Origin of the sequence: Haloferax sp. DFSO52 (assembly GCF_048158745.1) — an archaeon.
In the GTDB taxonomy this organism is placed as follows: Archaea; Halobacteriota; Halobacteria; order Halobacteriales; family Haloferacaceae; genus Haloferax.
Map to the genome: position 1 here is coordinate 61,673 of NZ_JBLOPB010000002.1, position 23,108 is coordinate 84,780.

Below are 23,108 nucleotides of genomic sequence, written 5' to 3' on the forward strand. Positions count from 1 at the left end.
GGGGACGACACGTGATACACAGTCTTCATGAGAGAAAGACGATGGCTATCGCCATAGCATTAGAGCATGAACGCACGCGTCCCGGTTCATTCGGATGTGAGGGTGGGCCGCGTCTGGAGACTCTCTACCATCCCGTTGAGGTGGACGAGTTCACCGACGTCTCTCGCGACAGTGGTAGTCAGTGCTCGAATCTGTGCCCACGGCGTCGACGAGTCGTCGAATCGATAGAACGCGAACGTCGGTGCTGCATTTCGGTCGCTCGCTTCAGATGCTGGTTGACTCGTCAGATATCGGGCCAACGGCGAGAGCATGCCGGACATGATGGTGTAGAGGTCACGGACGAGCGCATCCTTCCTGCTCCGGTCTGTTGTGGCGTACAGTTCGTCCATGAGAACGTACGTGTAGCTGTATGTGGCATCGAACAGCTCTGAGACCGGTCGTAACGCTGGGCTGAACTCGGACGTCGCCGGATTCTCCACGACGGGTCTTACGTCCCCAAGCGGGTAGGTGCCGTCTGCGATTGCTTTGAACTTGTAGAAGTGGGTCATCTCGTGGTGTGCCGGGTCAGCCCAGTGTTCGTCACGTACGCCCTCTCCCTGGTGGATGACTGTCTCGATTGCTCGGCAGGCGCTGTCGATTCCATCGATTGGGTGGAGTCCACCACTGTCGTCTTCGTCGAACTCGACTGGGGCGTAGTAGCCCGGATGCAACAGTTGCCGCTCGACCTGTGGATTGTTGAACAGTTTTCCTTCGTCGTCGAACCGTTCTCCTTCGTCGTCGAACCGTTCGATGGCCTCTTCGACTGCGAGATAGAACTGCCCAATCGTCTCGTAGTTGTCGTCTTCAGGAACCCCACCGACGTCCCGTGGATGCTCGATTGGCATGCAGACCCGCTCGATGAACTCGGGGCTACACGGTTCGAGGTTCATTCGAATTGGCGGGTCGTGATGCGGCAAGTCCATCGGATACGACGGCATCACGGTCTGGTCGTAGAACCGAGGTGTGCCTCCCACAGCGACCATGAGGTTGGCGGCGAGCGCCGTGTGGAGCATCTCTTCGACGACGACGCTCCGAATGAGTTTGTACGGGTCCGAGTCTCTATCGTCGATTGAATACATCGCGTAGAGATAGGTTGGAATCGTCGAGAGTTCGACCTGCATCGCCCACTGAAGATGTTCTGTGAGGTCTGTTCGCGTCCTGATAGCCATACTCATCAATTCGTCAACAACAAGCATCAAGATTCAGGTCGCATTCGAAGACATTCAGCTTCCGAAGGGCTTCTACACCGTATATATGGCCGATTAGATGTCTTCTCGAAGCGAGCTATAACTCCTGAGGCGTCGAATAGTTGGCATGAAAATTCCCAGACTCAGTCACCATCGAGGGTCGATGATCGACGCCTCACTCCCGATGGGCCACCATCTGCGCGTCGGGTTCGGACGAGGCAGTTCGAAGATTCCGTGGGACTCCCCAACCCTCCGAGTCGTCTTCGCGAGCACGCTCTTGGCACCGCTGGGAATCGCGCTGATCAGTCCCGGACTGTCGGTCATTCAAGCGGAATTTTCTCTGACCGATGCGGAGACGAGTTTGATACTCTCTTCGTACTTCGTCACCGGAATCGTCCTCTCACCGTTCATCGGAGCGCTCGAAGACCGAGTCGGTCGACGGGCCGTCCTCATCCCGTCACTCCTGCTGTTCAGCCTGACGGGCGCGGCCATCGCGTACGCCCCCAGCTATGAGGTCGCGTTGGCCCTTCGAATCGTTCAGGGAACCGGCGCAGCAGGAATCTTCATCTCGACGGTCACGCTAATCGGTGACGTATTCGACGGCGTCCAGCGAACTGCCGTTCTCGGCGCGAACACCGCCGTCCTCTCGACTGGCGCGGCTATCTTCCCGATTGTCGGTGGTCTCCTCGCGGCGACGTCGTGGAACGCACCGTTTCTCGTCTACCTGCTCGGCATTCCTGTGGCACTCCTCGCGTACGTCGCGCTCGATGAACCGTCGGTCGAACACCACCCTCGCTCTCTCGGCTCGTTTCGGGAGGTCTTCGTCGCGCTGTCGCTCAGAGAGAGCCTCCTCCTCTACGGGTCTGCGTTCATGATCGAAATCCTCCTCTTCGGTGCGGTGTTCACTGCGATTCCGTTCCAGCTATCTGCCGAGTTCGACGTCCGACCAGTTCAGATCGGACTGACGGTCACAGCAGCGCTCATCGCATCCGCAGTCGCTGCTTCGCAGGCCGGTACACTCGCAAAATACATCTCAGACGAGGCAATCATCATCTCCGGATTCGCCTGTGCCGGCGCTGGACTGCTCTTCGCTTGGCAGGCTGGCTCTCCGGCCTTAGTCGGCGTCGCCAGCGCTGTCTTCGGTGCAGGATGGGGCCTCGTCCTCCCGTCTATCGACGACGAGGTGAGCGAGTTCGTCCCGGTCGAATTCCGAGCAGAGGCACTGAGTTTACGCAACAGCACGACGTTTCTTGGACGAACGCTCGCACCGATTCTGTTCACGGCGCTCGCGCCCTTCTGGGGATACCGACTGCTCTTGCTCGTGGCGGGTGTCGTCGGCTTTGCCAGCGGACTCCTCGGCTGGATACTGTCGCGATGGAACTCGAACGGGGACTGAACGCGTTCTTTGACCGTACTCGGCGACCGGTCAACAAGGCCACAGAGCGTGTTTCTTCAGGCCTCTTCCGTCGTAAACCCGATTTTTTTGTGTGTGTTGTCGCAGAACGGTTTGTTCTGTGACCCGCCACACCGACACAGCCATTCGTCGTCTCCGCTGGACCACGACCCGTCGTCTTGGCCAACTATCTCGAACGCCCCTTCGGCGTGAAGTGGGCCGTTTCGCGTCGGTGTCACGGTGAGGACGCTCGACTCCGTGTCACCGCCCTCGTGGACCTCGCTGACGCTGCCCGGTGCTTCGAAGTCCACGAGGAGATGACTATTGTCGCAGAGGGGCTTGTTTTCGGATGCACCACAGCGACAGAGTGCGAGACGCGTATCCGGAAGCAACAGTGTCCCGTCTTCGTCGGTAATCTCGACAGTTCCGCGGACGTAGAGTGGGCCGTCGTGCGTGACTTCGATGGTGTTCTCGTCGTCGGGTGTCTCCTCCCACCCGCCATCTTTTCGCTCGAAGTGGAGTGCACCGGTCGGACACCTCGTTATCACCGCTGCGAGGTCGTCCGCGTCGGCGTTCTCTGGTTCGATCCACGGTCGCTTGTTCTTGTCGAACACGGCTGGGAGACCCTTGACGCATTCGCGCGCATGGATACAGCGCTTCACGTCGAAACTCACCGTGATGTCCGTTCCCTCGTATTCGTGGACGTCCTGTTCCATACGTGTTATCGGACTGCAACAACGATAATACCACAACTAGCCCGCTCGTCGCGACGGTCCTGTTCGTCTGGATTCTCTCTGCCAGTTTGCGTTGGTGGTCGAACAGTCGATTCCGAGGTTGGTCTGCCGAGTGCTGGGTGGACTGTGGTTAATATCCGACGAGGTGAACTAGAGGGTAGAATGCAACTCGAAGCGCGGACGAAAATCGATGCTCCTGCCGAAGCGGTGTTTCGGTTCTTCGAGACGATGGAGTCGAACTACGAGCGGTGGCACCCAGACCACATCGAGTTTCGGTGGAACGACGAGCGCGGCTTAACCGAAGGGTCAGAAGCCTACTTCGAAGAGCGAATCGCGGGGAAGGTCCAACGGAAGACGGTCGAATTCACGGAAGTCGTCCCGAACCGGTATCTCGAATTCAGACCCTCTTCGCGCCTGATTGCACTTCTGATGCCGTCTATCAGTTTCACCATCGAACCGCGGCAGGACGGGTGTACACTCACCCAGCGCATCAGGGTTCGAACTGGTCCGATTGGAGCGTGGGCCAACCGCCGGGAGTTCGACGCAGTCCGGAAGCACATGCGAGAGGAAGGCGAAAACATGAAGCAGATTCTCGAATCCGAAGTGGTTCGGTCCGTCTGAGCGGCCGCGCCGCGTCGGTCGCTTCGATGCAGTGTCGTCGAGTTGATTGTCATCTGACCACTGTACTTTTTCGGGGTGCGGCTCGTCTTCTTTGTATGGACAGGGGAGACGTATCGGTCACCACCGATGAACTCTCCCGTGAGTTTGGAACGACTGTCGCACTCGACGGCGTCGACCTCGACCTTCACGACCCCGAAATTCTCGGACTGGCTGGACCGAACGGGTCTGGAAAGACGACGCTCATCCGGTGCTTGCTGGGGTTGCTCGCACCGACCGCAGGAACGAGCACCATCAACGGGGTTGCTTCGTTGGAACTGGGGCCCGAAGAGCGCAGTCAAATCGGATTTATGCCGCAGCGAGAGGCTGTCTACGGCGACCTCACAGCGCGGGAGAACGTCTCGTTTTTCGCTCGACTGTACGGGCTGTCGGACCGAGACGCGGCGGTCGAGCGGGCGCTCTCGTTCGTCGACCTGACCGACCGCGCAGACGAGCGTGTCAGAAATTTCTCGGGAGGGATGATTCGGCGAGTGAGCCTCGCGTGCACCGTCGTCCACGACCCCGCTGTCGTCATCCTCGACGAACCGACGGTCGGGCTCGACCCCGAACTTCGCGCGTCGATGTGGCGTGGCTTCCGCGAGTGGCGGGAAGCGGGCGCGATAGTCATCGTCTCGACACACTATCTCGGTGAGGCGACGAACTGCGACCGGGTGTTGTTCTTACGAGACGGGCGCGTCCTCGCACTGGACACCCCCGATGCGTTCCTTCAGGCGACTGGCACTGACGACCTCGAGGATGCGTTCCTCGAACTTCTGGAGGGGCAATGAGCGGTGCGCTGGCGGTCGCCTCACGGATTCTGCTGACGCTCCGAGGCGATAGACGCACGCTCGGTCTGGTTCTCGTCGTCCCGGTGGTCATCATCTACTTGCTGAACGAAGTCTTCGAACGCCCTACTGAGGTTGCTCCCGTACTGCTCGCCGTGTTCGTGTTCATGCTGACGTACATCCTCACAGCCATCGGGTTTCTGCGTGAACGACAGGCCGGCACGTTCGAGCGAGTTCTCGTCTCGCCCATCTCACGGCTCGAGCTGGTTCTCGGATACGTTCTTGGGTATGGGTTGCTGGCGACTGCGCTCTCACTCGTGCTGCTCGGGTCGTCGATTTACTTCTTCGACCTCGAGTTCGAACACGGGATTGCACTGTTTTTCCTCGTCGAATGGCTCGGCGCGTTGACGGCGCTCGCCATCGGTATTCTGCTGTCGTTGTTCGCCCAGAACGAGTTTCAAGTCATGCAGTTTATCCCACTCGTGATCACCCCACAGGTCATTCTCGGTGGCACGTTCGTCCCTGTCGAGGAGCTCCCGTTCTTCCTCGAACTGCTGGCACGAGCGATGCCGCTTACGTACCTGATTCAGGGGATGAACTTCGTGGTTCTCGACGAGGGGACGACGAGGGACCTCTGGGTCGCAATCGTCGCGCTCTTGTTCTTCACTGAACTGTCTGCTATCGCCGCCAACGAGGTCATCCGGCGAGTTCGGTAGGTGTGGCACTGTCCTGTACGGGTTGCATCGGCGGTTCACGGTGGCGTTTCGAACCCTCAGTAGCGTGTTCCGCCGGCAGAGACCGAGTACAGTGCGTGAGTCCATCAGTCGAATCTGTTTCTGCTTCCGATAGATTACTTTGATTGGGCCCTGATTTTCATTTTCGAATCAGAACTTCGTTTCTGGATTAGACAATCTTAACATCCAAACGCGTCAACTGTTCGATGATGAATGGGTCTGACCAAGACTGGTGGCCAAACCAGTTGAAATTGACGAGTCTCGACCAGAACGCTCGCGAAGTGGATCCGATGGGAGCGGAGTTCGACTACGCCGAGGAGTTCGAATCACTCGACCTCGACGCTGTGAAGGCGGATATCGAAGAAGTATTGACGACGTCTCAAGAGTGGTGGCCGGCTGACTACGGCCACTACGGCCCGCTCATGATTCGGATGGCGTGGCACAGCGCTGGAACGTACCGAACTATCGATGGACGCGGCGGCGCGTCTGGCGGTAGACAACGCTTCGCCCCGCTCAACAGTTGGCCCGACAACGTCAACCTCGACAAGGCCCGGCGACTGCTCTGGCCCGTCAAGCAGAAGTACGGACGCAAGCTCTCGTGGGCCGACCTGATGGTCCTGGCCGGAAACGTCTCTTTGGAGTCCATGGGCTTCGAGACGTACGGCTTCGCCGGCGGGCGCGAGGACTCCTTCGAGCCCGACGAGAGTGTCGATTGGGGACCGGAAGAGGAATGGCTCGGTGACCAGCGCCACGACGAGGAGGGCAACCTCGAAGGTGACCTTGCGGCCGACCACATGGGTCTCATCTACGTGAACCCGGAGGGCCCAGGCGGCAACCCGGACCCGAAAGAGGCGGCGAAGTACATCCGACAGTCGTTCAAACGGATGGCGATGAACGACGAGGAGACGGTCGCGCTCATCGCCGGCGGACACACGTTCGGGAAGGTCCACGGGGCCGCCCCCGACGACCACCTCGGTGAAGAACCCGAAGCGGCTCCCATCGAACAGCAGGGGCTCGGCTGGGAGAACGACTTCGGCTCTGGCAAAGGAAACGACACCATCACCAGCGGGCTGGAAGGCCCCTGGACCGACGCACCGACCGTGTGGGACAGCGGCTTCCTCGACAACCTGTTCAACTACGAGTACGAACTGGACAAGAGTCCTGCCGGTGCGTGGCAGTGGCACCCGAAGAACGAAGAGGCCCAAGAGAGCGCACCGGACGCACACGACGCGTCGAAGGGGCAGACCCCGATGATGCTCACGACGGACCTCGCCCTCAAGGAGGACCCAGACTACCGACCGATTGCGAAGCGCTTCCACGAGAACCCAGAAGAGTTCCGAGAAGCCTTTGCGAAAGCGTGGTACAAACTGACCCACCGCGACATGGGGCCACCAAGCCTGTTCCTCGGCCCAGAGGTTCCGGATGAGGAACTGCTGTGGCAGGACCCACTCCCGGAAGCCGACTACGAACTCGTCGGCGACGAGGAGATTGCCGCGCTCAAAGCGGATATCCTCGAGTCTGGACTCTCCGTCTCCCAGCTGGTCAAGACCGCCTGGGCGTCGGCATCCACGTACCGCGACAGCGACAAGCGGGGCGGTGCCAACGGGGGCCGACTTCGCCTCGAACCGCAGAAGAACTGGGACGTGAACGAGCCGGAGCAGCTCGCAACCGTGCTGGAGACGCTGGAAGGAATTCAGGCGGACTTCAACAGTTCGCAGTCCGACGGAACGAAGATTTCGCTCGCCGACCTCATCGTGCTGGGTGGCTGCGCGGCCATCGAGCAGGCTGCTGCGGACGCCGGGTACGACGTCGAGGTTCCGTTCGAACCGGGACGTGTCGATGCGTCGCAAGAGCAGACCGACGTCGAGTCGTTCGAGTGGCTCGAACCGAAGGCTGACGGCTTCCGTAACTACCTCGGAGACGAAGCGGACCTGTCCGCAGAGGAACTGCTGGTCGACAAAGCGGACCTGCTGAGCCTCACGGCTCCCGAGATGACGGTCCTCGTCGGCGGGATGCGAGCGCTCGGTGCGAACTACCAGGACTCCGACTTCGGTGTCTTCACCGACGACCCGGAGACGCTCACTAACGACTTCTTCGTGAACCTGCTCGGCATGGACACGGAGTGGAAACAGTCCGCCGAATCCGACGACGAGTTCGAGATTTACGACCGTGAGACGGGCGAACTCGAAGGGAAGGCCACGCGTGTGGACCTCATCTTCGGCTCGCACTCCCGTCTTCGGGCCATCGCAGAAGTCTACGGGTCTGACGACGCTGAAGAGCAGTTCGTCGACGACTTCGTTGACGCGTGGCACAAGGTCATGACCCTCGACCGGTTCGACCTCGAATAACGTCTGCTGAGACGCTTCGAGTGGGTGGCCGTGGACGACACCCCGGTGGTGTGAACGCACTGCCGCCAATTTTGTTCGACGGCTGATTTTTCGGGTGTTCTCCTTGCATCTCGTTTCTGGACGTTGAACGAGGAGCGAAGAGTGGTTACCCGCCGAGAGGAGGAGAGTGATTTCCCGCCGAGGGGAAGAAAGTGGCTACCCGCCGATGGGAGGAAAGTGATTACCCGCCGAGGAAGCGCTGACGCACCTCTTCGTCTTCGAGCAGTTCGGTTCCGGGGCCGTCGTACGCGTTCTCACCGTTGACGAGAACGTAGCCACGGTCACAGCGTCGAAGCGCCTCCTTGGCGTTCTGTTCGACCATCAGGATGGCCGTGCCGGCCTCGTTGATCTCGTCGATTTTGTCGAACATCTCCTGGACGAGGTCGGGTGCGAGGCCCGCCGAGGGTTCGTCGAGGAGGAGTAAGTCCGGTTCGAGCATCAGCGCACTTCCCATCGCGAGCATCTGCCGCTGGCCGCCAGACATGGTGCCGGCGCGTTGTCGCTGGCGCTCTTCGAGGATTGGGAACCGCTCGAAGACCGCATCGAGCGCCTCGTCGGCCGACTCTTCGTCGATGTAGGCTCCCATCTCGAGGTTCTCGCGGACCGTCATCGTCGGGAAGATGTTGTCCGACTGCGGGACGAACCCGATGCCACGCCGGATGATATCGGCAGTGTCGACGCCCTGAACCGGTTCACCACGGAAGGTGATGGTTCCGTCCATGTGCGTCGTGAGCCCGAACACCGACTTCATCGCGGTCGACTTGCCGGCACCGTTCGGGCCGACGATGGTGACGTACTCGCCGTCGTCGACGTGCATGTCCACGTCGGTGAGAATCTGGAGGTCGCCGTAGCCGGCGTCCAGACCCTGAATATCGAGCATTTAGACCTCCTCCCCGAGGTAGGCTTCGATGACGCGGTCGTCGCGTTTTACCTCGTCTGGGTCGCCCGTGGTCAGCACCTGTCCCTGATGCATGACGATGACGCGGTCGCACGTCTCCATGATGACGTCGATGTCGTGTTCGATGAAGAGGAAGCTGTACCCCTGCGATTCGAGGTCGTGGAGGCGGGAGAGAATCTTCTTTTCGAGCGTGGGATTGACGCCCGCCAGTGGTTCGTCGAGGAGAATCATGTCCGGTTCGGTGAGGAGGACGCGAGCGAGTTCGAGCAGTTTGCGCTGCCCGCCAGAGAGCGTCCCCGCTTTCACGTCGAGGACGTGGTCGATTTCGAGGAACTCGGCCATCTCGGTTGCTTGCTCTCGGACGCGGAGTTCGTCGTCGGTAAAGGAGTCGCCGCGAAGCCACGTGTTCACGAGTTGCTCGCCGCTCTGCTCGGTCGGGGCGAGTTGCAGGTTCTCGCGGACGGTCATCTCCGGCAGTTCACGCGGTATCTGGAACGTCCGAACGAGACCTTCCTGTGCGACTGACGACGGACGCTTGCCAGTGATGTCGGTGCCCTCGAAGGCGACGCGACCAGCATCGGGCGTGAGCGCGCCGGTAACGCAGTTGAAGAACGTGGTCTTGCCCGCACCGTTCGGTCCGATGAGACCGGTGATGCCGTCGCCGACTCGCATGTCGAGGCCGTCGATTGCGGTGATGCCACCGAAGTGTTTCTCGAGTCCCTGTACGTCGAGAATCGGGTTCTCGATATCAGTCATCGTTCACACCTCCCCGGCCGAGTTTGATGTCGTAGTCCTGTTCGCCGAGCATCCCCTCCGGCCGGTAGTAGAGGATGACGATGAGCAGCGTCCCGATGAGGATGAGTCGGAGCGCCGCGAGCTGCTGGGCGTACTGACTCGGGAAGAAGTCGTCGAGGAAGCGGGTTCCCGAGTTGATGACCCAGAAGACGGCCGTTCCGAGGATGACGCCTTTGTTGTTCGCAGTGCCGCCGATGATGACGGCAGTGTACGCGAAGAACGTCACCGTCGCCGCGAACTGTGTCGGGTCGATGAAGCCGATGTTGGCCGCCCACAGTCCACCGGCAGCGCCGGCGAGAGCGGACCCGAACATCAGACTCTGAATCTTGTACCGGAACGTCGGTTTGCCGAGCGCCTCGGGGACCGTCTCGTCGTCGCGCACGGCGCGCAGAACACGTCCGTACGGGCTGTTGACGGTGCGCTGGACCCAGACGTACGCGCCCACGAGGAACACGAGCGTGAACAGGAAGAAGAACCGGTCGTAGTCCATCCCTCCTGCCGGCCCTGCGGTTGGGTCGTAGAGCCAGAACAGGTTGAGAAGCAAGTCGGCAGTCTCCCCCTCGGTCACGAACGCGACGAGCGGTTGGCCGAAGTACCAGAGGCCGAAGAGGAGAGCCGAGACGAGCGCGAGTAGCGCGCCGATGTTCTCGGTTTCGACGAGTGCCTGTCGTCCTGTGGCGACTGCAGCGACGAGCAACAGGAAGGCAATCGTGTTGTCCACGTTGAGGACGACGACTCCCAGATCGACGACGAGTCCGGTCATCGTGGTGATGGCGAAGACGAGACTCCCGGCGAGTGCGAGGATCGAACCGGTGCCGAGCAGTGCTGGACGCGCGCCGAGTGGTCGGACGACTTTCGCCGTGCGATAGGCGGCGTAGCCGAGAACGGCGACCGAGGGAAGACCGAACAGCAGGATGTTCAGCTGGAAGTTCCCCGTCCCGAGTGGGAAGACGCCCGAGAGCGGTTCGTACACTTCGCGAATCCCGAACGAGCCGTTGAACAGCCACCGTTCGTTGTGGAAGATGGCGTTCAGGATGGTCGCGATGCCGAGCGCCGTAATCGCCAGATAGTCCTCTCGAAGGCGTATCGTCGGAATCCCGACCAGGAGTGAGACGAGTGCTGCGGCGGCCATCCCAATCACGAGCGCGATGAGCCATCCGAGCAGGCCGCCACCGGGAATCCCGGCGAACGCGGTCGAGAGGCCGAGTCCCGTGAGTCCCTCGTAGGTATTGGAGACGCCGGCGGGCATCGCGAGGAAGACGGTGACGTACGCGCCAATCATGAAGTAGGCGACGTGACCGAAGTCGATGAGCCCGGTAAAGCCGAACTTCACGTTCAACCCCAGCGCGAAGAGGCTGTAGATGGTGACGAACGTGAGCAGACTGATGAAGAAGTCAGCAAGCGCCATCAGACATCACCCCACAGGCCCTCGGGCTTGACGAGCAACACGGCGATGAGGATGACGAACGCGATTGCGACGCGGTAGGTCGCGAACTCCGCAGGGAGCAAGAAGACGCCGACGTCCATCGAGACGCCGATGATGAGACTGGCGAGGACCGCACCGTACGGCGAGGTAATCCCGCCCATGATGACGGCCGCGAAGATGGGAAGCAGGAGTGAAAACCCCATATTCGGGTTCAGATTGCTCGCGAACCAGCCAGTCAGGACACCGGCGAGTGCCGTGAGCAGCGCCGCGATGACCCACACGACGAGTTGGACGCGGTTGATGCTCACGCCTCTGATTTCGGCGAGGTCCATGTTGTCGGCGGTTGCGCGCATCGCCCGCCCGGTCTTCGTCCCTTTCAACAGGAGGTTCATCGCGAGCATCGTCAGCAGCGTGAGGCCGATGATGACACCGTATTTGATGCTGACGCCGACGCTCGTCGACCAGACAGCGGTTTCGATGGTCTGTGGTGCCCCTCGCAGAACCGCTGCGAGGAGTGCGAACGCCGCGATACCCGCGGCGACGCCGACGACGCGGGGTGAGACGAGATGAACCGTCTCGAAGTCCGCGTCGTCGCTCCGCCAGCGGTAGACGGCGACACCGACCGCACCTGTGAGTGCGACGACGACGAGGAGTGAGAGCCATCCGTACCCCCATTCGCCGAGGGTAACGAGGTCGCCCGCCTGTCGCTGGACGGTCTGGACGCTCAGGCCACTCCCGGTGAGGTAGAGTTCGACGTTGGTGTTGGTGACGCGTTCGGTCTGATAGGAGATGTTCCCGGACCCGACGAGGAACAACACGACGTTCCGCAAGACGAGTGCGAGTCCGAGCGAGACGATGACCATCGTGATGAGGTCGGCACCCTTCGAGCGGAACCGGCGGAAGATGGCAACCTCGTAGACCGCACCCGTCCCCCCGGCGACGGCGATGCCGAGGACACCCGCCGCGATGAGCGGCAGACCACCGAACTCCGGAACGAAGGGAACAGCGCCGGGCTTGTTCAGCGCGAGCGCGAGGTACGCACCGATGGTTATCATATCGCCGTGTGCGAAGTTCGGAACCTCAGCGATGGAGTAGATGAGCGAGAGGCCGAGCGCACCGGCCGCGATAATCGACCCCGTGATGAGTCCCTGTAACAGCGCGTCGAGGAGGCCCGCCGATGCCATCAGCGACCCACCTCCACGGCTGGCGATACGTCCGAATGTCTGTGTCTCCGAGTCATGAGTGTTGAATCTGTGAAAACTGCTTCGTACCGAGGAGTGCGGCCGCCCCGACGGCGACGACGTTGAGGAGTGCGAGCAGGGCGAACCCACTCGTGTACGTGCCCGTGGCGTCGCGCAGTGCGCCGGTGACTGCCGGAAGCACGAGGGCCGCGAAGTTGCCTGCTGCGACGACGACCGCGATGGCCACCCCCTCGTGGACGGTGGCATTCGAGGCGACGGTGAACACCGCCCCGAACGGAACCGAGACGGCGAGCATCGCCGCCACCGGCAACATCAGCGTGAGTGGTGACGGCCCGAGCGCGGCGAGGCCTGCGAAACACACCGTCGCGAGCGTCGTCGCACCGGCGATAATCCACGGGTCACCGATGGAGAACTTGAAGACCGCAACACCGCCAGTCGCTCGTCCTGCAGTCGCCGTCAACAGGACTGCCACGTTGAGTGGTCCGGTCACGTTCAGGTCGGCCGCGTACGAGGTGATGAACGTCGAGAGCGTGATGTACGAGGCGATGATGGCCACGTAACAGAGCGATGCGAGCGCCACTGCGAGCGTGAACCCTGACCAGAGGGTCCCTTCTGAGCGGTCACCTGTTGGGAGCGTGAGTACGTCGTTTCGTTCTCGAACGAGGAGTGCGAGCGCAGGCAGTGCCAGTAGTGCGCCCGGACTGTGGAGCAGTCCCACCTCGACAAGTGTGGGTGCGAGCGCGAATCCAACCGCGCCACCGAGCGTCAACATGCCGCCGTAGATGCCCTGTTGACGGGTTGCTGCCGGTCCCGAGTAGAGGCGGGCGATATGCGTCACACCGACCGAGAGGACGAATCCACCCGCGAGCCCCCAGAGCGCACGGAACGCGAGCAAGGCCGGATAGCTCGACACGAAGTCGAGGCTGAGTGCGAGCAGTGCCTGGACTGCCGTCCCGTAGAGGAGGAGTCGGGTCGTCGCTCGCTGTGCAGTGAGGCGACCCGTCGGTACCTGCACGAGGACGAACGCACCGAGTGCCGCGCTCATCAACAGGCCGATTTCGGTGAAGCCAACCCCATATTCGGCCATGAGCGCGTCTGGGGCGGCGGCGTACACGAACAGCACGTAGCCGACGCTGGCGACCGCGAGATGCGGTGCGAGTTTGCGTCCGCGTGCAGCGTGAGTGGTCATGTGCTAGTCCTCGTAGTCGTAGTGGTCGCGAGCGAACGCCGGCGAGATTTTGCCGAGACGGAGGTCTCGGGCGATTGCGTCTGGGTCTCGCGCTGCCGGGTCGCCGTACCCTCCTGCACCGGGCGTCCGTACGCTGACGGTCTGTCCCGGTTCGAGCAGATGGGTGGATTTCTGCGGGAGTTTCGTCTCTTCGCCATCGATGAGGTAGGCCGCGCCGTTCCCACCGGATTCACCGCCTGCGAGTCCGTAGGGGGCGCTGACGTGGCGGTCGGCGAGCAGGCTGAACGTGGCCCGGTGGTCACGAACCTGGATATCACGGCGGAGGCCGAGGCCACCCCGGAACTCACCCGCACCGCCCGAGTCCTGCCGGAGTTCGTAGCGCGTCACCCGCAGGGGATAGGCCGTCTCCAGCACCTCGATTGGTGTGTTCATCGTGTTCGACATGTGGACGTGAACACCGTCCATGCCGTCTTTTCCGGCACGCCCGCCGAAACCGCCGCCTTGCGTCTCGTAGAAGGCGTACGGTGACCCGTCACGTGGGTCCGTGCCGCCGAAGGTGATGTTGTTCATCGTCCCCTGACAGGCGGCGACGACGCGCTCTGGAACCTCGCGTCCGAAGGCCCCTAACACGACGTCAGTGACTCGCTGGGAGGTTTCGAGATTTCCACCGACGACGGCCGCTGGGAGCGTCGGGTTGACGATGGTTCCTTCGGGCGCGTGGATGTCGATGGGTCGATAACAGCCGTGATTCGGCGGGATATCCGGGTCCGTGACGCAGCGAACTGCGTAGTAGGTCGCACTCGCGGTCACTGCAAAGACGGCGTTGACCGGGCCGTCTGTCTGGGGTGCAGTCCCCGTGAAGTCCACGTGAACGGCGTCGCCCTCGACTTCGAGTTCCACGACGACGGGGAGGTTCTCGTTCCCTGCACCGTCGTCGTCGAGCACGTCGTCGAACGAGTACGTGCCGTCGGGAAGCGATTCGATCTCTGCCCGCATCCGACGCTCGGAGTAATCTTTTATCTCTTCGAGCGCCGGTGAGAGCGTCTCGACGCCGTACTTCTCGACCAGTTCGGTAAAGCGCCGTTTACCAGTCTGGTTCGCGGCCTCCTGTGCCCGAAGGTCTCCTCGACGCTCGTCCGGCGTGCGGACGTTCGAGAGAATCATCTCCATCACGGGGTCGTTCACCTCGCCACCCTCGAACAGTTTCACGGGTGGGATGCGAAGCCCCTCCTGATAAATCTCGGTCGAGTCGGCAGCGACACTCCCTGCTCGTGAGCCACCGATATCTGCGTGGTGAGCGCGGTTCGCCGCGTACGCGACGATGTCGCCGTCGACGAAGACCGGCGTGACGAGCGTGAGGTCCGGGAGGTGTGCGCCCCCACGGAACGGGTCGTTCAGGATGATTGCGTCGCCGTCTTCGAGCGTCTCCGGTGGAAAGCGGTCGATTGCCGCGGCCACCGAAAACGGCATCGCGCCCAGGTGAACGGGCATGTTCTCGGCCTGACTGATGAGTTCGGCGTCGGCGTCGAACATCGCACACGAGCAGTCTCGTCGTTCTTTGATGTTCGGCGAGTAGCCCGTGCGGATGAGGTTGGCGTTCATCTCCTCGGCGATGGCGATACAGGCGTTTCTGATGACTTCGAGGGTGACTGAATCGATACTCATGGGTTCACCTCCACGTGGAGACTGCCGAAGTCGTCGACCGACACCCGCTGGTCGGGGTGGATGACGACCGTACTTTCGACCCCACTGACGACCGCCGGCCCTTTGAACGACGACCCGGTTGGCAGCGCCTCACGGTCGTAGATTGGCGTCTCTGTTGGCTCGCCGTCGTAGACGACTTCACGAGTGTCGGTGACGGCCGCTTCGACCGACCCGCCGGTTTCGGCCGGTCGAAGGTCTGGCGTTTCGACGACGCCACGTGCCCGCAGTCGGATGGTGACGAGTTCGATTGGCTCTTCGGGGTAGGCGTGGCCGTAGCGCTGCCGGTGGCGTTCGTGGAAGCGCTCTGCTATCGTGGCCATCGATGCCTCCGTGAGCGACCCGTCGGGAACGGGGACCGAGAGTTCGAACGCCTGTCCTGCGTAGCGCAGGTCGACAGTCCGCTCGAACTGCATCGCCGCCGCGTCCAACTGCTCGGATGCGAGTCGGTCGTTCCCCGTCGCAGCGAACTCGTCGAACTGCGCTTGCAGGTCTGCTGGCCCGACATCGTTCCACGGGCGAACCCGTGAGGTGCTGTAGTCGTAGAGGATGTCGCTGATGAGTAATCCGAGTGCCGAGAGAACCCCCGCCGTCCGGGGGACGATTACGTTCGGAATGTCGAGTTCCTCGGCGAGTTTGCAGGCGTGGAGTGGGCCAGCACCGCCGAACGCGACGAGGCCGAACTCGCGGGGGTCGTAGCCGCGTTCGACCGAGACGACTCGAAGCGCCCGCGCCATGTTGGCGTTGGCGACGTCGAGGATACCCTGTGCGGCCTCTGTCACCGTCATGTCGAGCGGGTCTGCGATTTCGTCTGCGACGACGCGGCGAACGTCGTCGAGTTCCACGTCGAGTTCGCCGGAGAGGAACGCACCGGGGTCGATGCGGCCGAGCAAGAGGTTCGCATCGGTAATCGTCGGTCGGTCGCCACCGCGTCCGTAACAGATTGGTCCCGGGTCGGCACCTGCCGACTTCGGGCCGACGCGGAGTGCGCCGCCGGCGTCTATCCACGCGATAGACCCGCCGCCTGCGCCGACGGTGTGGATGTCGATGGTCGGCACCGAGACGGGGTACTCACCGACCTCGGTATCGGTCGACACGAGCGGTGTTCCGTCTTCGACGAGCGAGACGTCACAGGACGTGCCGCCCATGTCCATCGTGATGAGGTTGCTCTCACCGGAGAGTCCAGAGACGTAGGTTGCGCCCTGTACACCTCCAGCGGGCCCGGAGAGCAAGGTGTTGACCGGTCTCTCGCGAGCGATGTCGGCGGTGATGATACCGCCGTTCGACTGCATAATCTTCAACTCGGCACCGACGCCCTCTGCTTCGACTTTCGCTTCGAGTTTGCCGATGTATCTGTCCATCACCGGCTTGAGCGACCCGTTCAGTGCCGTGGTGAGCGTTCGCTCGTACTCGCGAATCTCTGGGAGGACGCCACTCGAAAGCGAGTACGACGCGTCGAGCCCTTCGTCGACGAGGATGTCGCGGACTCGCCGTTCGTGGCTGTCGTCTTCGAAGGCGTACAACAGGCTGATAGCGACGCTGTCGACGTCTGCGTCGATGAGTTCGCTCGCGAGGTCTCGAACACCCGCTTCGTCGAGTTCGGCGAGCACGTTTCCACGCTCGTCGAGGCGTTCGGACACCTCGTAGCGTCGGTCTCGTTCGACGACCGGGGTCGGCTTTTCGACCTGAAAGTCGTAGATATCCGGCCGTGCCTGTCGACCGATTTCGAGAACGTCTCGGAAGCCTTCGGTCGTGACGAGTGCGGTGTCGGCCCACTCGCCTTCGAGGACGGCGTTCGTCGCCACCGTCGTTCCGTGGGCGAGAAAGCCGATATCCGAGAGGGCGAAGTCGTCGCGCTCGCTGACCTTTCCGAGGCCGTTGATGACGCCTTCGTCGGGTTCGTCAGGGGTCGAAGGCGTCTTCGAGACGCTCACCGTCCCGTCGTGGATGGTGACGATGTCGGTGAACGTGCCACCGATGTCGACGCCGACCCGTCGCTCCTCACTCATGCGGCCTCCGAGTCAGTCGATACTGTTCCGTGTGGTGCGTCTCGGAAAGGGTGAACATGTCTGTTAGACGAGGTCGTCGGCCGGAATGGTGTCTTTGTTGGTGAACTCTCCGTCTTCGACCTGCACGATGACCATGTCACTCGCGACGTCACCGTTGTCGTCGTAGTTGACGTTGCCACTGGGGCCACTGTAGTCGATGTCGGTTCCGGCGTCGATTTTCTCGGCACCCGACCCGAACTCGGTGTAACTGACGGCGTCACCCGGTGGGTTAGAGACCTCGCGCATAGCCTGTTTGACCGCGCCGGAGTCCGTGGTTCCGGCCTTGTGGACGGCGAGTGCGTACGAGACGAGCGCGTCGTAGGAGTTCCACGAGTAGGGGTCGAACACCTGCGCGTCCGGGTAGGCCTCCTGATAGTCGGAGACGAACGATTCGGTCGCACCGCCACTCGGCGGTTTCGTCCGGACGCCGTACATCCCGTTCATAACCTCGGCACCGACGTTCTCGATGACGTCTTCGGAGAGAAGGCTCGTGTGGAGGACCCAGTTGCCGCCGTAGCCCTCTTCGGCCCACTGACTGAGCATGGTCGTTCCGCTCTCTGGGTATCCCGCGAACGCGACGAACCCTGGGTCGTCTTCGAACGCCTTCGCGAGCACCTGTTGGTAGGACGATTGGCCGGACTCGTATCCGACTGTCGTGGTCGTCGTCCCCGAGAACGACGATTCGAACGTGTCGGCGAGCGCTTCGCCGAAGTCGTTGTTGATGTAGATGACCGACGCCTTGTCGACACCCTGGTCTTCGATGATTTTGGCCATCACCTTCGCGACGAACCGGTCGTTCGTGCGCGTCCGGAACACGAGGTCGTCGTCGTCGAGCGTGCTGATACTCGGTGACGAGGACGCCGAGGTGATGTGCAGCACGTTGTTCGGGATGGTGACCGATTTCGCGATGGAAATCGTGACACCTGACGAGACTGCGCCGATAATCCCGCTCACCCCGTTGGTGTCGACGAGTTTGTTCGCCGCGTTCACGCCCTGCGTCGAGTCCGTGCCAGAGTCCTCGTCGTGGAGTTTGAGTTCGCGTCCGAGCGGGCCGCCCGCCGCGTTGATGTCCTTCTGCGCCATCTGTAGCGCGTTTATCATGGGCCCACCGAAGTCGGAGAGGTCACCACTGAACGGGATGACGACCCCGACGTCGACTGGTTCGGAGTTCATCTCTTCTTCTTCGTCGCTCTCGGTCGTCTCTTCGTCACCGCCTCCGGAGTCGCCGCCACTGTCGCCACCGCTGTCGCCTCCGCTATCGCCGCCGCCACTGCCACCGCTGTCTTGTTGTACGTCTTCTTGCCCGATGCACCCTGCCATACCTGCGACGCCCGCCATCCCAGCGAGACGCAGGAATCGCCGCCGCTCCAGCCGTTCTACGAATCTGTCACCCGATGACATACCTGTCCCACTGTAGACCACCACTATATAGTTCATTGTTACCCATTCCCATACCAGCACACGGAGTATGAACTGTTATGCGCGAGTATGAACTCTGAACACGTCCGTCGAGTTTATTTTGGCGTTTCGGTCATCAGTACCTTCGTTAGCCCCGCTTCGACGTCGACAGAAAAGGGGAGGTCGACGGCGCTTCGTTCGATGAACCGGGTCATGAACCACCGAAGTTGCTCGGATGGATAGACGACGTGATAGGTGTTTTCGTTGCTTCTGCGGACCGTGAGAAACCCACAGAGAGAGAGCCATTCGAGTAACTCCCCGAGGGTTTCGAACTGTCCGTTGTACTCGTAGGCGTGGTAATCTGAGACTTTGTCGGCACCTTCGAGAAAATCCGGGTCCGGTTTGCCGTCTTCTCCCTCGACGAAGTCGAGAAAACAGTGGAGGAAGTCGATGTCGAGGAGGACGTGTTCACCCCCCGAGAGCATCTCGTGGTAATCTTGCAGGTTTGCGCTGGTATCAGTCGTTGCGGCCTGGAAGTTCGCGGCGTAAAACGCGAGCGCCCGACGAACCATCTCGCTCTGGCCAACGCCGGTGCGCTCGGTCAAATCTTCGAGCGCCGCCTTGGCGTCGGTGTCGAGTGAGACCGTCACCCTGTCGTGTGACATACGGTACCAGTGGGTGGTCGAGTTGGTATAGTTCACGAAAACTGTGTGTGGTCTGTAAGGTACTACTCGTGGTGGTCTGGGCTGTTTTCTGAAACTCGGCGTGTATCCGCGTCGAGACACGATCAGCAAGACCGCTCACGTGAACCTACATCGTCGAAACGCCTATCGATCAAGGGAGATAAGCGGCGCGACAACCCATCTCTGCCATCGGCGGAACAGTCGCAGCATCGAGTGCGGGATGTCTCGATGGAGACGGCTTGGGAGCCACCGATGGAAACGGCCCAGAACACACCGACACGATGCACGCAAACGATTCGACCGACGACAGAACAGACACAGTGACTACCGCTTCAGCAGACGATACAGAACTCACGGTCATCGGCCACCGAGGGTGTGCCGACCAGTACCCTGAGAACACAGTGCTCGCGGTCCGGCAATCTGCACCACACGTCGATATGATAGAAATCGACGTACAGCGGTGTCTCTCGGGCGAGCTCGTGGTCTTCCACGACGACAAACTCGACCGACTGACCGACGCCAGTGGGGCCGTCTCGACGACCGAGTGGGAGACGCTGCGCGAGTTGCGGATACTCGACTCCGACGAGACGATACCGTTACTCGCAGACGTACTCAGTGCAATCCCGACAGACACTGCCGTCAACGTCGAACTCAAGCACGAGGGGATGGCCGACGCAGTTCTCGACGCCGTGAGTGCTGTCGATAACGACGTGCTGCTATCGTCGTTCTCGGTGACCGCGTTGCGAGAACTCAGAGCGCGAGACGACGAGATACCGCTCGCACTCATCATCCACGACGAACCGGACCGCAATCGCGCCATCGCCACAGACCTCGACTGTGTCGCGGTCAACCCCGGGTACGAGATGGTGCTCGGAACAGACTTCGTCGAGAACGCCCACGCAGACGGACTTGCGGTCAACGCGTGGACGATAGCCGACGCCGAAACCGCAACCCGAGTGATAGCCACGGGTGTCGACGGAGTCTTCGTCGACCGGTGGGATATCGTCTGACTCGTCGCGGAACTGGTCGCCGAGTGCAGCAGTAATTGGAGGCTGACTGCAGCAGTAATTGGTGGCTGATTGCGATACCGACCAGACGCTGACGCCGGCACCGAGTACTCGGATGTATGCCAGAAAGTCAGAAGACATTCGTACCAGTAAGACATCTCCCCCAACTGGATCTGAGTAATGGAGAAGGCACGGCGGTATCAGGCGATTTACTTCGTCTACTTCGCGGCGTTCAGTGGATTCGTCGCCTACCGAAACGTGTTCTACCAGGAACTCGGCATGGACGGCGTACAGATGGGTATTCTCGGTTCGCTGCTCGTCGCGAGTGGTGTGCTCGCCCAACCTGTCTGGGGAGTCGTCGCCGATTACACTCGTTCGCCAAGTCGGGTCATCACGTTCGCGGCAGCGCTCTCGGGAGTCGCCATCTTGACCTACCCACTCGCGATGGGCCTTCCGGGGAATCCGTTCGTACTCGTCGCCGTCGGGACCATCGCGTACGCCGCGACACGCGCACCGATCGTCCCGATCTCGAACGCACTCGTCGTCTCACGAGGCTACAACTACGCGCTGACGCGGAGTTTCGGCTCACTGGCGTTTGGTGCCACGGTCCTCACGTTGAGTGCTGTCCTTGCGTGGACCGGGGTGAGTATCATCGTCTACGTCTACGTGGCCGGAATGGTTGTCCTCGTGGCGTTACTCCGAGGTGTCCCAGAGGTCGAAAAGACAGTATTCAAAGGGTCGCTTGGGGGGCAGGCACTCGGACTCGTTCGACAGCCACGCTACTTGCTCGTCTTACTGGCCGCGTTTGCGATGGGATTCGTCTCGTTCGGTGGCAGTGCGTTCTTCTCTGTGTACATGCGTGCGGTCGGTCTGGGCGATGGACTGACCGGAGTTGCGTGGGCGACGAAGACCGCCGCCGAGGTGGTCGTGTTCTTGTCTCTGTCACGACTCGACAGGTGGCACGGACTGGCCGTCGCCGCCGCCGGTCTCACGTATGCGGGCGGGTTCGCGGCCCTCTCTGCGTTCCCGTCGATTGGCCCTGTCCTCCTCGCTAACGTTGGGATGGGACTGGGTGTCGCCTTCGTTTACTTCGCTCTCGTCAATCTCGCACACGACTGTGCCCCGGATGGACTCGACTCGACCGCCCAGACGCTCGTCACCAGTGTCGGTATCGGTGCCGGCGGAACCATCGGTGAGGTCGTCATCGGGTGGACCGTCGACGCAGTCGGCGTTCAGTTCATGTATCGGTATCTTGCGCTGGCGTCGCTCTCGCTCACGCTCTGTGGTGGGTTACTCGTCGTCATGCGAGTCAGGAACCGCTCGTCGCGACTCGGAATGTGAGTGCGGTCGATGCGGGCGGGAAGTCGTGGGAGAGTGAGGCGACGGCCGAACGGACCCGACGGGCTTTCGTTCGAACTCTGAACGTCGGTATCTGGTGGTACTCGACCGGACCGGGTCGGGCCAAACTCTGTTCTCGTTCGTAGACAATGGAGACTCGAACACCTTCACTTGTTCAGTTATTTAAATAGCTGTTTTACAAGTCTTGGTACCAACGACTGTTGTTCCAAATTCTCCGGTCACGCTGAATAAGCCGTGCTTCTCCTCTCGAACTTGTTCAATTGGTATATGAGTAGTTATACATGCTCTCCCAGTGTACTGCGTAGAAATGCGGACGAAAAAGCTCTCAAAGGAGGCACCGGGGAAGTACGTCGAGTCTCATCCACGTCCGTATTACTCACCAGATTCACTTCCGCCAGAGCCGAAAATCGAACTCCCCGACGAGACACACGAACTCGTCGCTGACGCAGCCTACCAGATTGGTCGTGTCGATGGCATCAGCTCGACAGTCGACTTCGCTGCCGTCCTGTACACGACACTCATCCGAATCGAGGCGGTCGAGTCGGCTCGAATCGAGGGTGCAGAAGTCGACTATCAGGATGTCGCCGCGTTCCACACGAAACACGAAGACAGCGCCGACGCCGAACCGCAAAGCAAGGACTTGCGAGAGGCGGTAAACTACGAAGACGCTCTCCTGTATGGTATCGAGCACGTCGAAGGCGGTGGTAAAATCACGCTCGACTTACTCAAACACCTCCACGGAATGCTCCTCGACGGCGTGCGAAACGAGGGCGACGCCGTCGGAGAGTTCCGCGACCACATGGTTCGGCTCAACAGTCCGAATCCAGCCAAAGACCCGTTTATCCCACCGGCGGCGTCGTCACTCGGTCCTCTCATGTCTTCGCTCGTCGAGTACGTCGGGATGGACGGTGAGTATCACCCACTCGTCGACGCCGCGATTATCCACTACTTCTTCGAGACGGTTCACCCGTTTTCAGACGGGAACGGGCGCCTCGGCCGACTCGTCATCATTCTCTACCTAGTCAGTCAGGGCTATATCGAGAGCCCGTACATCTACCCGAGTGCCTACTTCAACCGACACAAAGTCGAGTACGTCGAGAAGATGCGCGCCGTGAGTGAGCAGGGCGAGTGGGTGGAGTGGATCGACTTCTTCCTCGAAGCACTTCGGTCACAGGCCGAAGAGTCGTACGACCGCACGTGGGCGCTCAAAGAGTTGCAGTCGAAGTACGAGATGGACTACGCTGGGGGTACGTCGACGGACAGGTTTGCCCGTAAATTGCTCGAAGTCCCCTATTTCACGGCGAACGACATCGTTCGAGAACTCGACGTATCACGTGGAACTGCCTACAACGTAATCGGTAATCTCGAAGACGTCGGCCTCATCGAAGAGGTGACCGGGGCCGAGTGGGGTCAAGAGTACAAGGCAGTCGAAGTGTTCGACGTCTTCGAGTAGGTAGTTCGCCACGAAGGTTTACGTCATAAACCG

General features: G+C 61.1%; 19 protein-coding genes. 8 read left to right on the forward strand and 11 right to left on the reverse strand.

All coding sequences use genetic code 11. The features are described from left to right. Positions 1-86: 86 nt before the first annotated feature. Positions 87-1,208, reverse strand: coding sequence for a ferritin-like domain-containing protein (locus ACK3SC_RS09975; RefSeq protein WP_416840030.1), 1,122 nt, complete (start codon positions 1,206-1,208; stop codon positions 87-89). Between the two features lie 145 nt (positions 1,209-1,353). Between ACK3SC_RS09975 and ACK3SC_RS09980 the strand changes: the two genes are divergently transcribed. Beyond that, positions 1,354-2,622: an MFS transporter gene (locus ACK3SC_RS09980; protein ID WP_416840031.1), complete on the forward strand. Its 1,269-nt coding sequence runs from the start codon at positions 1,354-1,356 to the stop codon at positions 2,620-2,622. A gap of 56 nt (positions 2,623-2,678) precedes the next feature. Here the strand turns inward: ACK3SC_RS09980 and ACK3SC_RS09985 are convergent, their stop codons facing one another. Next, on the reverse strand, positions 2,679-3,335 hold the full coding sequence (locus ACK3SC_RS09985) for a CDGSH iron-sulfur domain-containing protein (protein ID WP_416840032.1): 657 nt from the start codon (positions 3,333-3,335) through the stop codon (positions 2,679-2,681). A 180-nt stretch (positions 3,336-3,515) separates the two neighbouring features. On the opposite strand from ACK3SC_RS09985, the gene ACK3SC_RS09990 reads away from it, so the two are divergent. The 4 genes from ACK3SC_RS09990 (at position 3,516) to katG (ending at position 7,877) form a co-directional block, all read left to right on the forward strand. Then, the gene (locus ACK3SC_RS09990; protein ID WP_416840033.1) at positions 3,516-3,974 is read left to right on the forward strand and encodes an SRPBCC family protein; all 459 of its coding nucleotides are present in this window, start codon (positions 3,516-3,518) and stop codon (positions 3,972-3,974) included. A gap of 95 nt (positions 3,975-4,069) precedes the next feature. Further along, entirely contained in the window at positions 4,070-4,798 is a 729-nt protein-coding gene (locus ACK3SC_RS09995; RefSeq protein ID WP_416840034.1) for an ABC transporter ATP-binding protein, read from the forward strand. After that, positions 4,795-5,511 (forward strand): ABC transporter permease, encoded by a 717-nt coding sequence (locus ACK3SC_RS10000; RefSeq protein ID WP_416840035.1) that lies wholly within the window; start codon positions 4,795-4,797, stop codon positions 5,509-5,511. Before ACK3SC_RS09995 ends, ACK3SC_RS10000 begins: the two co-directional genes overlap by 4 nt. A gap of 227 nt (positions 5,512-5,738) precedes the next feature. Beyond that, the gene (gene katG / locus ACK3SC_RS10005; protein ID WP_416841208.1) at positions 5,739-7,877 is read left to right on the forward strand and encodes a catalase/peroxidase HPI; all 2,139 of its coding nucleotides are present in this window, start codon (positions 5,739-5,741) and stop codon (positions 7,875-7,877) included. Positions 7,878-8,097: 220 nt separating this feature from the next. Here the strand turns inward: katG and ACK3SC_RS10010 are convergent, their stop codons facing one another. From ACK3SC_RS10010 to ACK3SC_RS10050, 9 genes are all read right to left on the reverse strand, one after another. Continuing rightward, positions 8,098-8,796, reverse strand: a complete 699-nt coding sequence (locus ACK3SC_RS10010; RefSeq protein ID WP_416840036.1) for an ABC transporter ATP-binding protein — start codon at positions 8,794-8,796, stop codon at positions 8,098-8,100. Next, positions 8,797-9,570: an ABC transporter ATP-binding protein gene (locus ACK3SC_RS10015; protein ID WP_416840037.1), complete on the reverse strand. Its 774-nt coding sequence runs from the start codon at positions 9,568-9,570 to the stop codon at positions 8,797-8,799. After that, a complete protein-coding gene (locus ACK3SC_RS10020; RefSeq protein ID WP_416840038.1) occupies positions 9,563-11,017 on the reverse strand; it encodes a branched-chain amino acid ABC transporter permease in 1,455 nt (484 codons plus the stop codon). Before ACK3SC_RS10020 ends, ACK3SC_RS10015 begins: the two co-directional genes overlap by 8 nt. After that, a complete protein-coding gene (locus ACK3SC_RS10025; protein ID WP_416840039.1) occupies positions 11,017-12,219 on the reverse strand; it encodes a branched-chain amino acid ABC transporter permease in 1,203 nt (400 codons plus the stop codon). The genes ACK3SC_RS10020 and ACK3SC_RS10025 overlap by 1 nt, the downstream gene beginning before the upstream one ends. Before the next feature lie 52 nt (positions 12,220-12,271). Further along, complete coding sequence (locus ACK3SC_RS10030) at positions 12,272-13,426, reverse strand: MFS transporter (RefSeq protein WP_416840040.1); 1,155 nt, start codon at positions 13,424-13,426, stop codon at positions 12,272-12,274. Between the two features lie 3 nt (positions 13,427-13,429). Further along, a complete protein-coding gene (locus tag ACK3SC_RS10035) occupies positions 13,430-15,091 on the reverse strand; it encodes a hydantoinase B/oxoprolinase family protein (RefSeq protein ID WP_416840041.1) in 1,662 nt (553 codons plus the stop codon). After that, positions 15,088-17,136 (reverse strand): hydantoinase/oxoprolinase family protein, encoded by a 2,049-nt coding sequence (locus tag ACK3SC_RS10040; RefSeq protein ID WP_416840042.1) that lies wholly within the window; start codon positions 17,134-17,136, stop codon positions 15,088-15,090. The genes ACK3SC_RS10035 and ACK3SC_RS10040 overlap by 4 nt, the downstream gene beginning before the upstream one ends. Positions 17,137-17,199: 63 nt before the next feature. After that, positions 17,200-18,576, reverse strand: a complete 1,377-nt coding sequence (locus tag ACK3SC_RS10045; RefSeq protein WP_416840043.1) for an ABC transporter substrate-binding protein — start codon at positions 18,574-18,576, stop codon at positions 17,200-17,202. Between the two features lie 113 nt (positions 18,577-18,689). After that, entirely contained in the window at positions 18,690-19,238 is a 549-nt protein-coding gene (locus tag ACK3SC_RS10050) for a ribbon-helix-helix protein, CopG family (protein ID WP_416840044.1), read from the reverse strand. Between the two features lie 257 nt (positions 19,239-19,495). On the opposite strand from ACK3SC_RS10050, the gene ACK3SC_RS10055 reads away from it, so the two are divergent. From ACK3SC_RS10055 to ACK3SC_RS10065, 3 genes are all read left to right on the forward strand, one after another. After that, positions 19,496-20,266, forward strand: coding sequence for a glycerophosphodiester phosphodiesterase (locus ACK3SC_RS10055; protein ID WP_416840045.1), 771 nt, complete (start codon positions 19,496-19,498; stop codon positions 20,264-20,266). Between the two features lie 177 nt (positions 20,267-20,443). Continuing rightward, complete coding sequence (locus ACK3SC_RS10060; RefSeq protein ID WP_416840046.1) at positions 20,444-21,604, forward strand: MFS transporter; 1,161 nt, start codon at positions 20,444-20,446, stop codon at positions 21,602-21,604. A gap of 325 nt (positions 21,605-21,929) precedes the next feature. Continuing rightward, entirely contained in the window at positions 21,930-23,075 is a 1,146-nt protein-coding gene (locus tag ACK3SC_RS10065) for a Fic family protein (RefSeq protein WP_416840047.1), read from the forward strand. Positions 23,076-23,108: the final 33 nt, after the last annotated feature.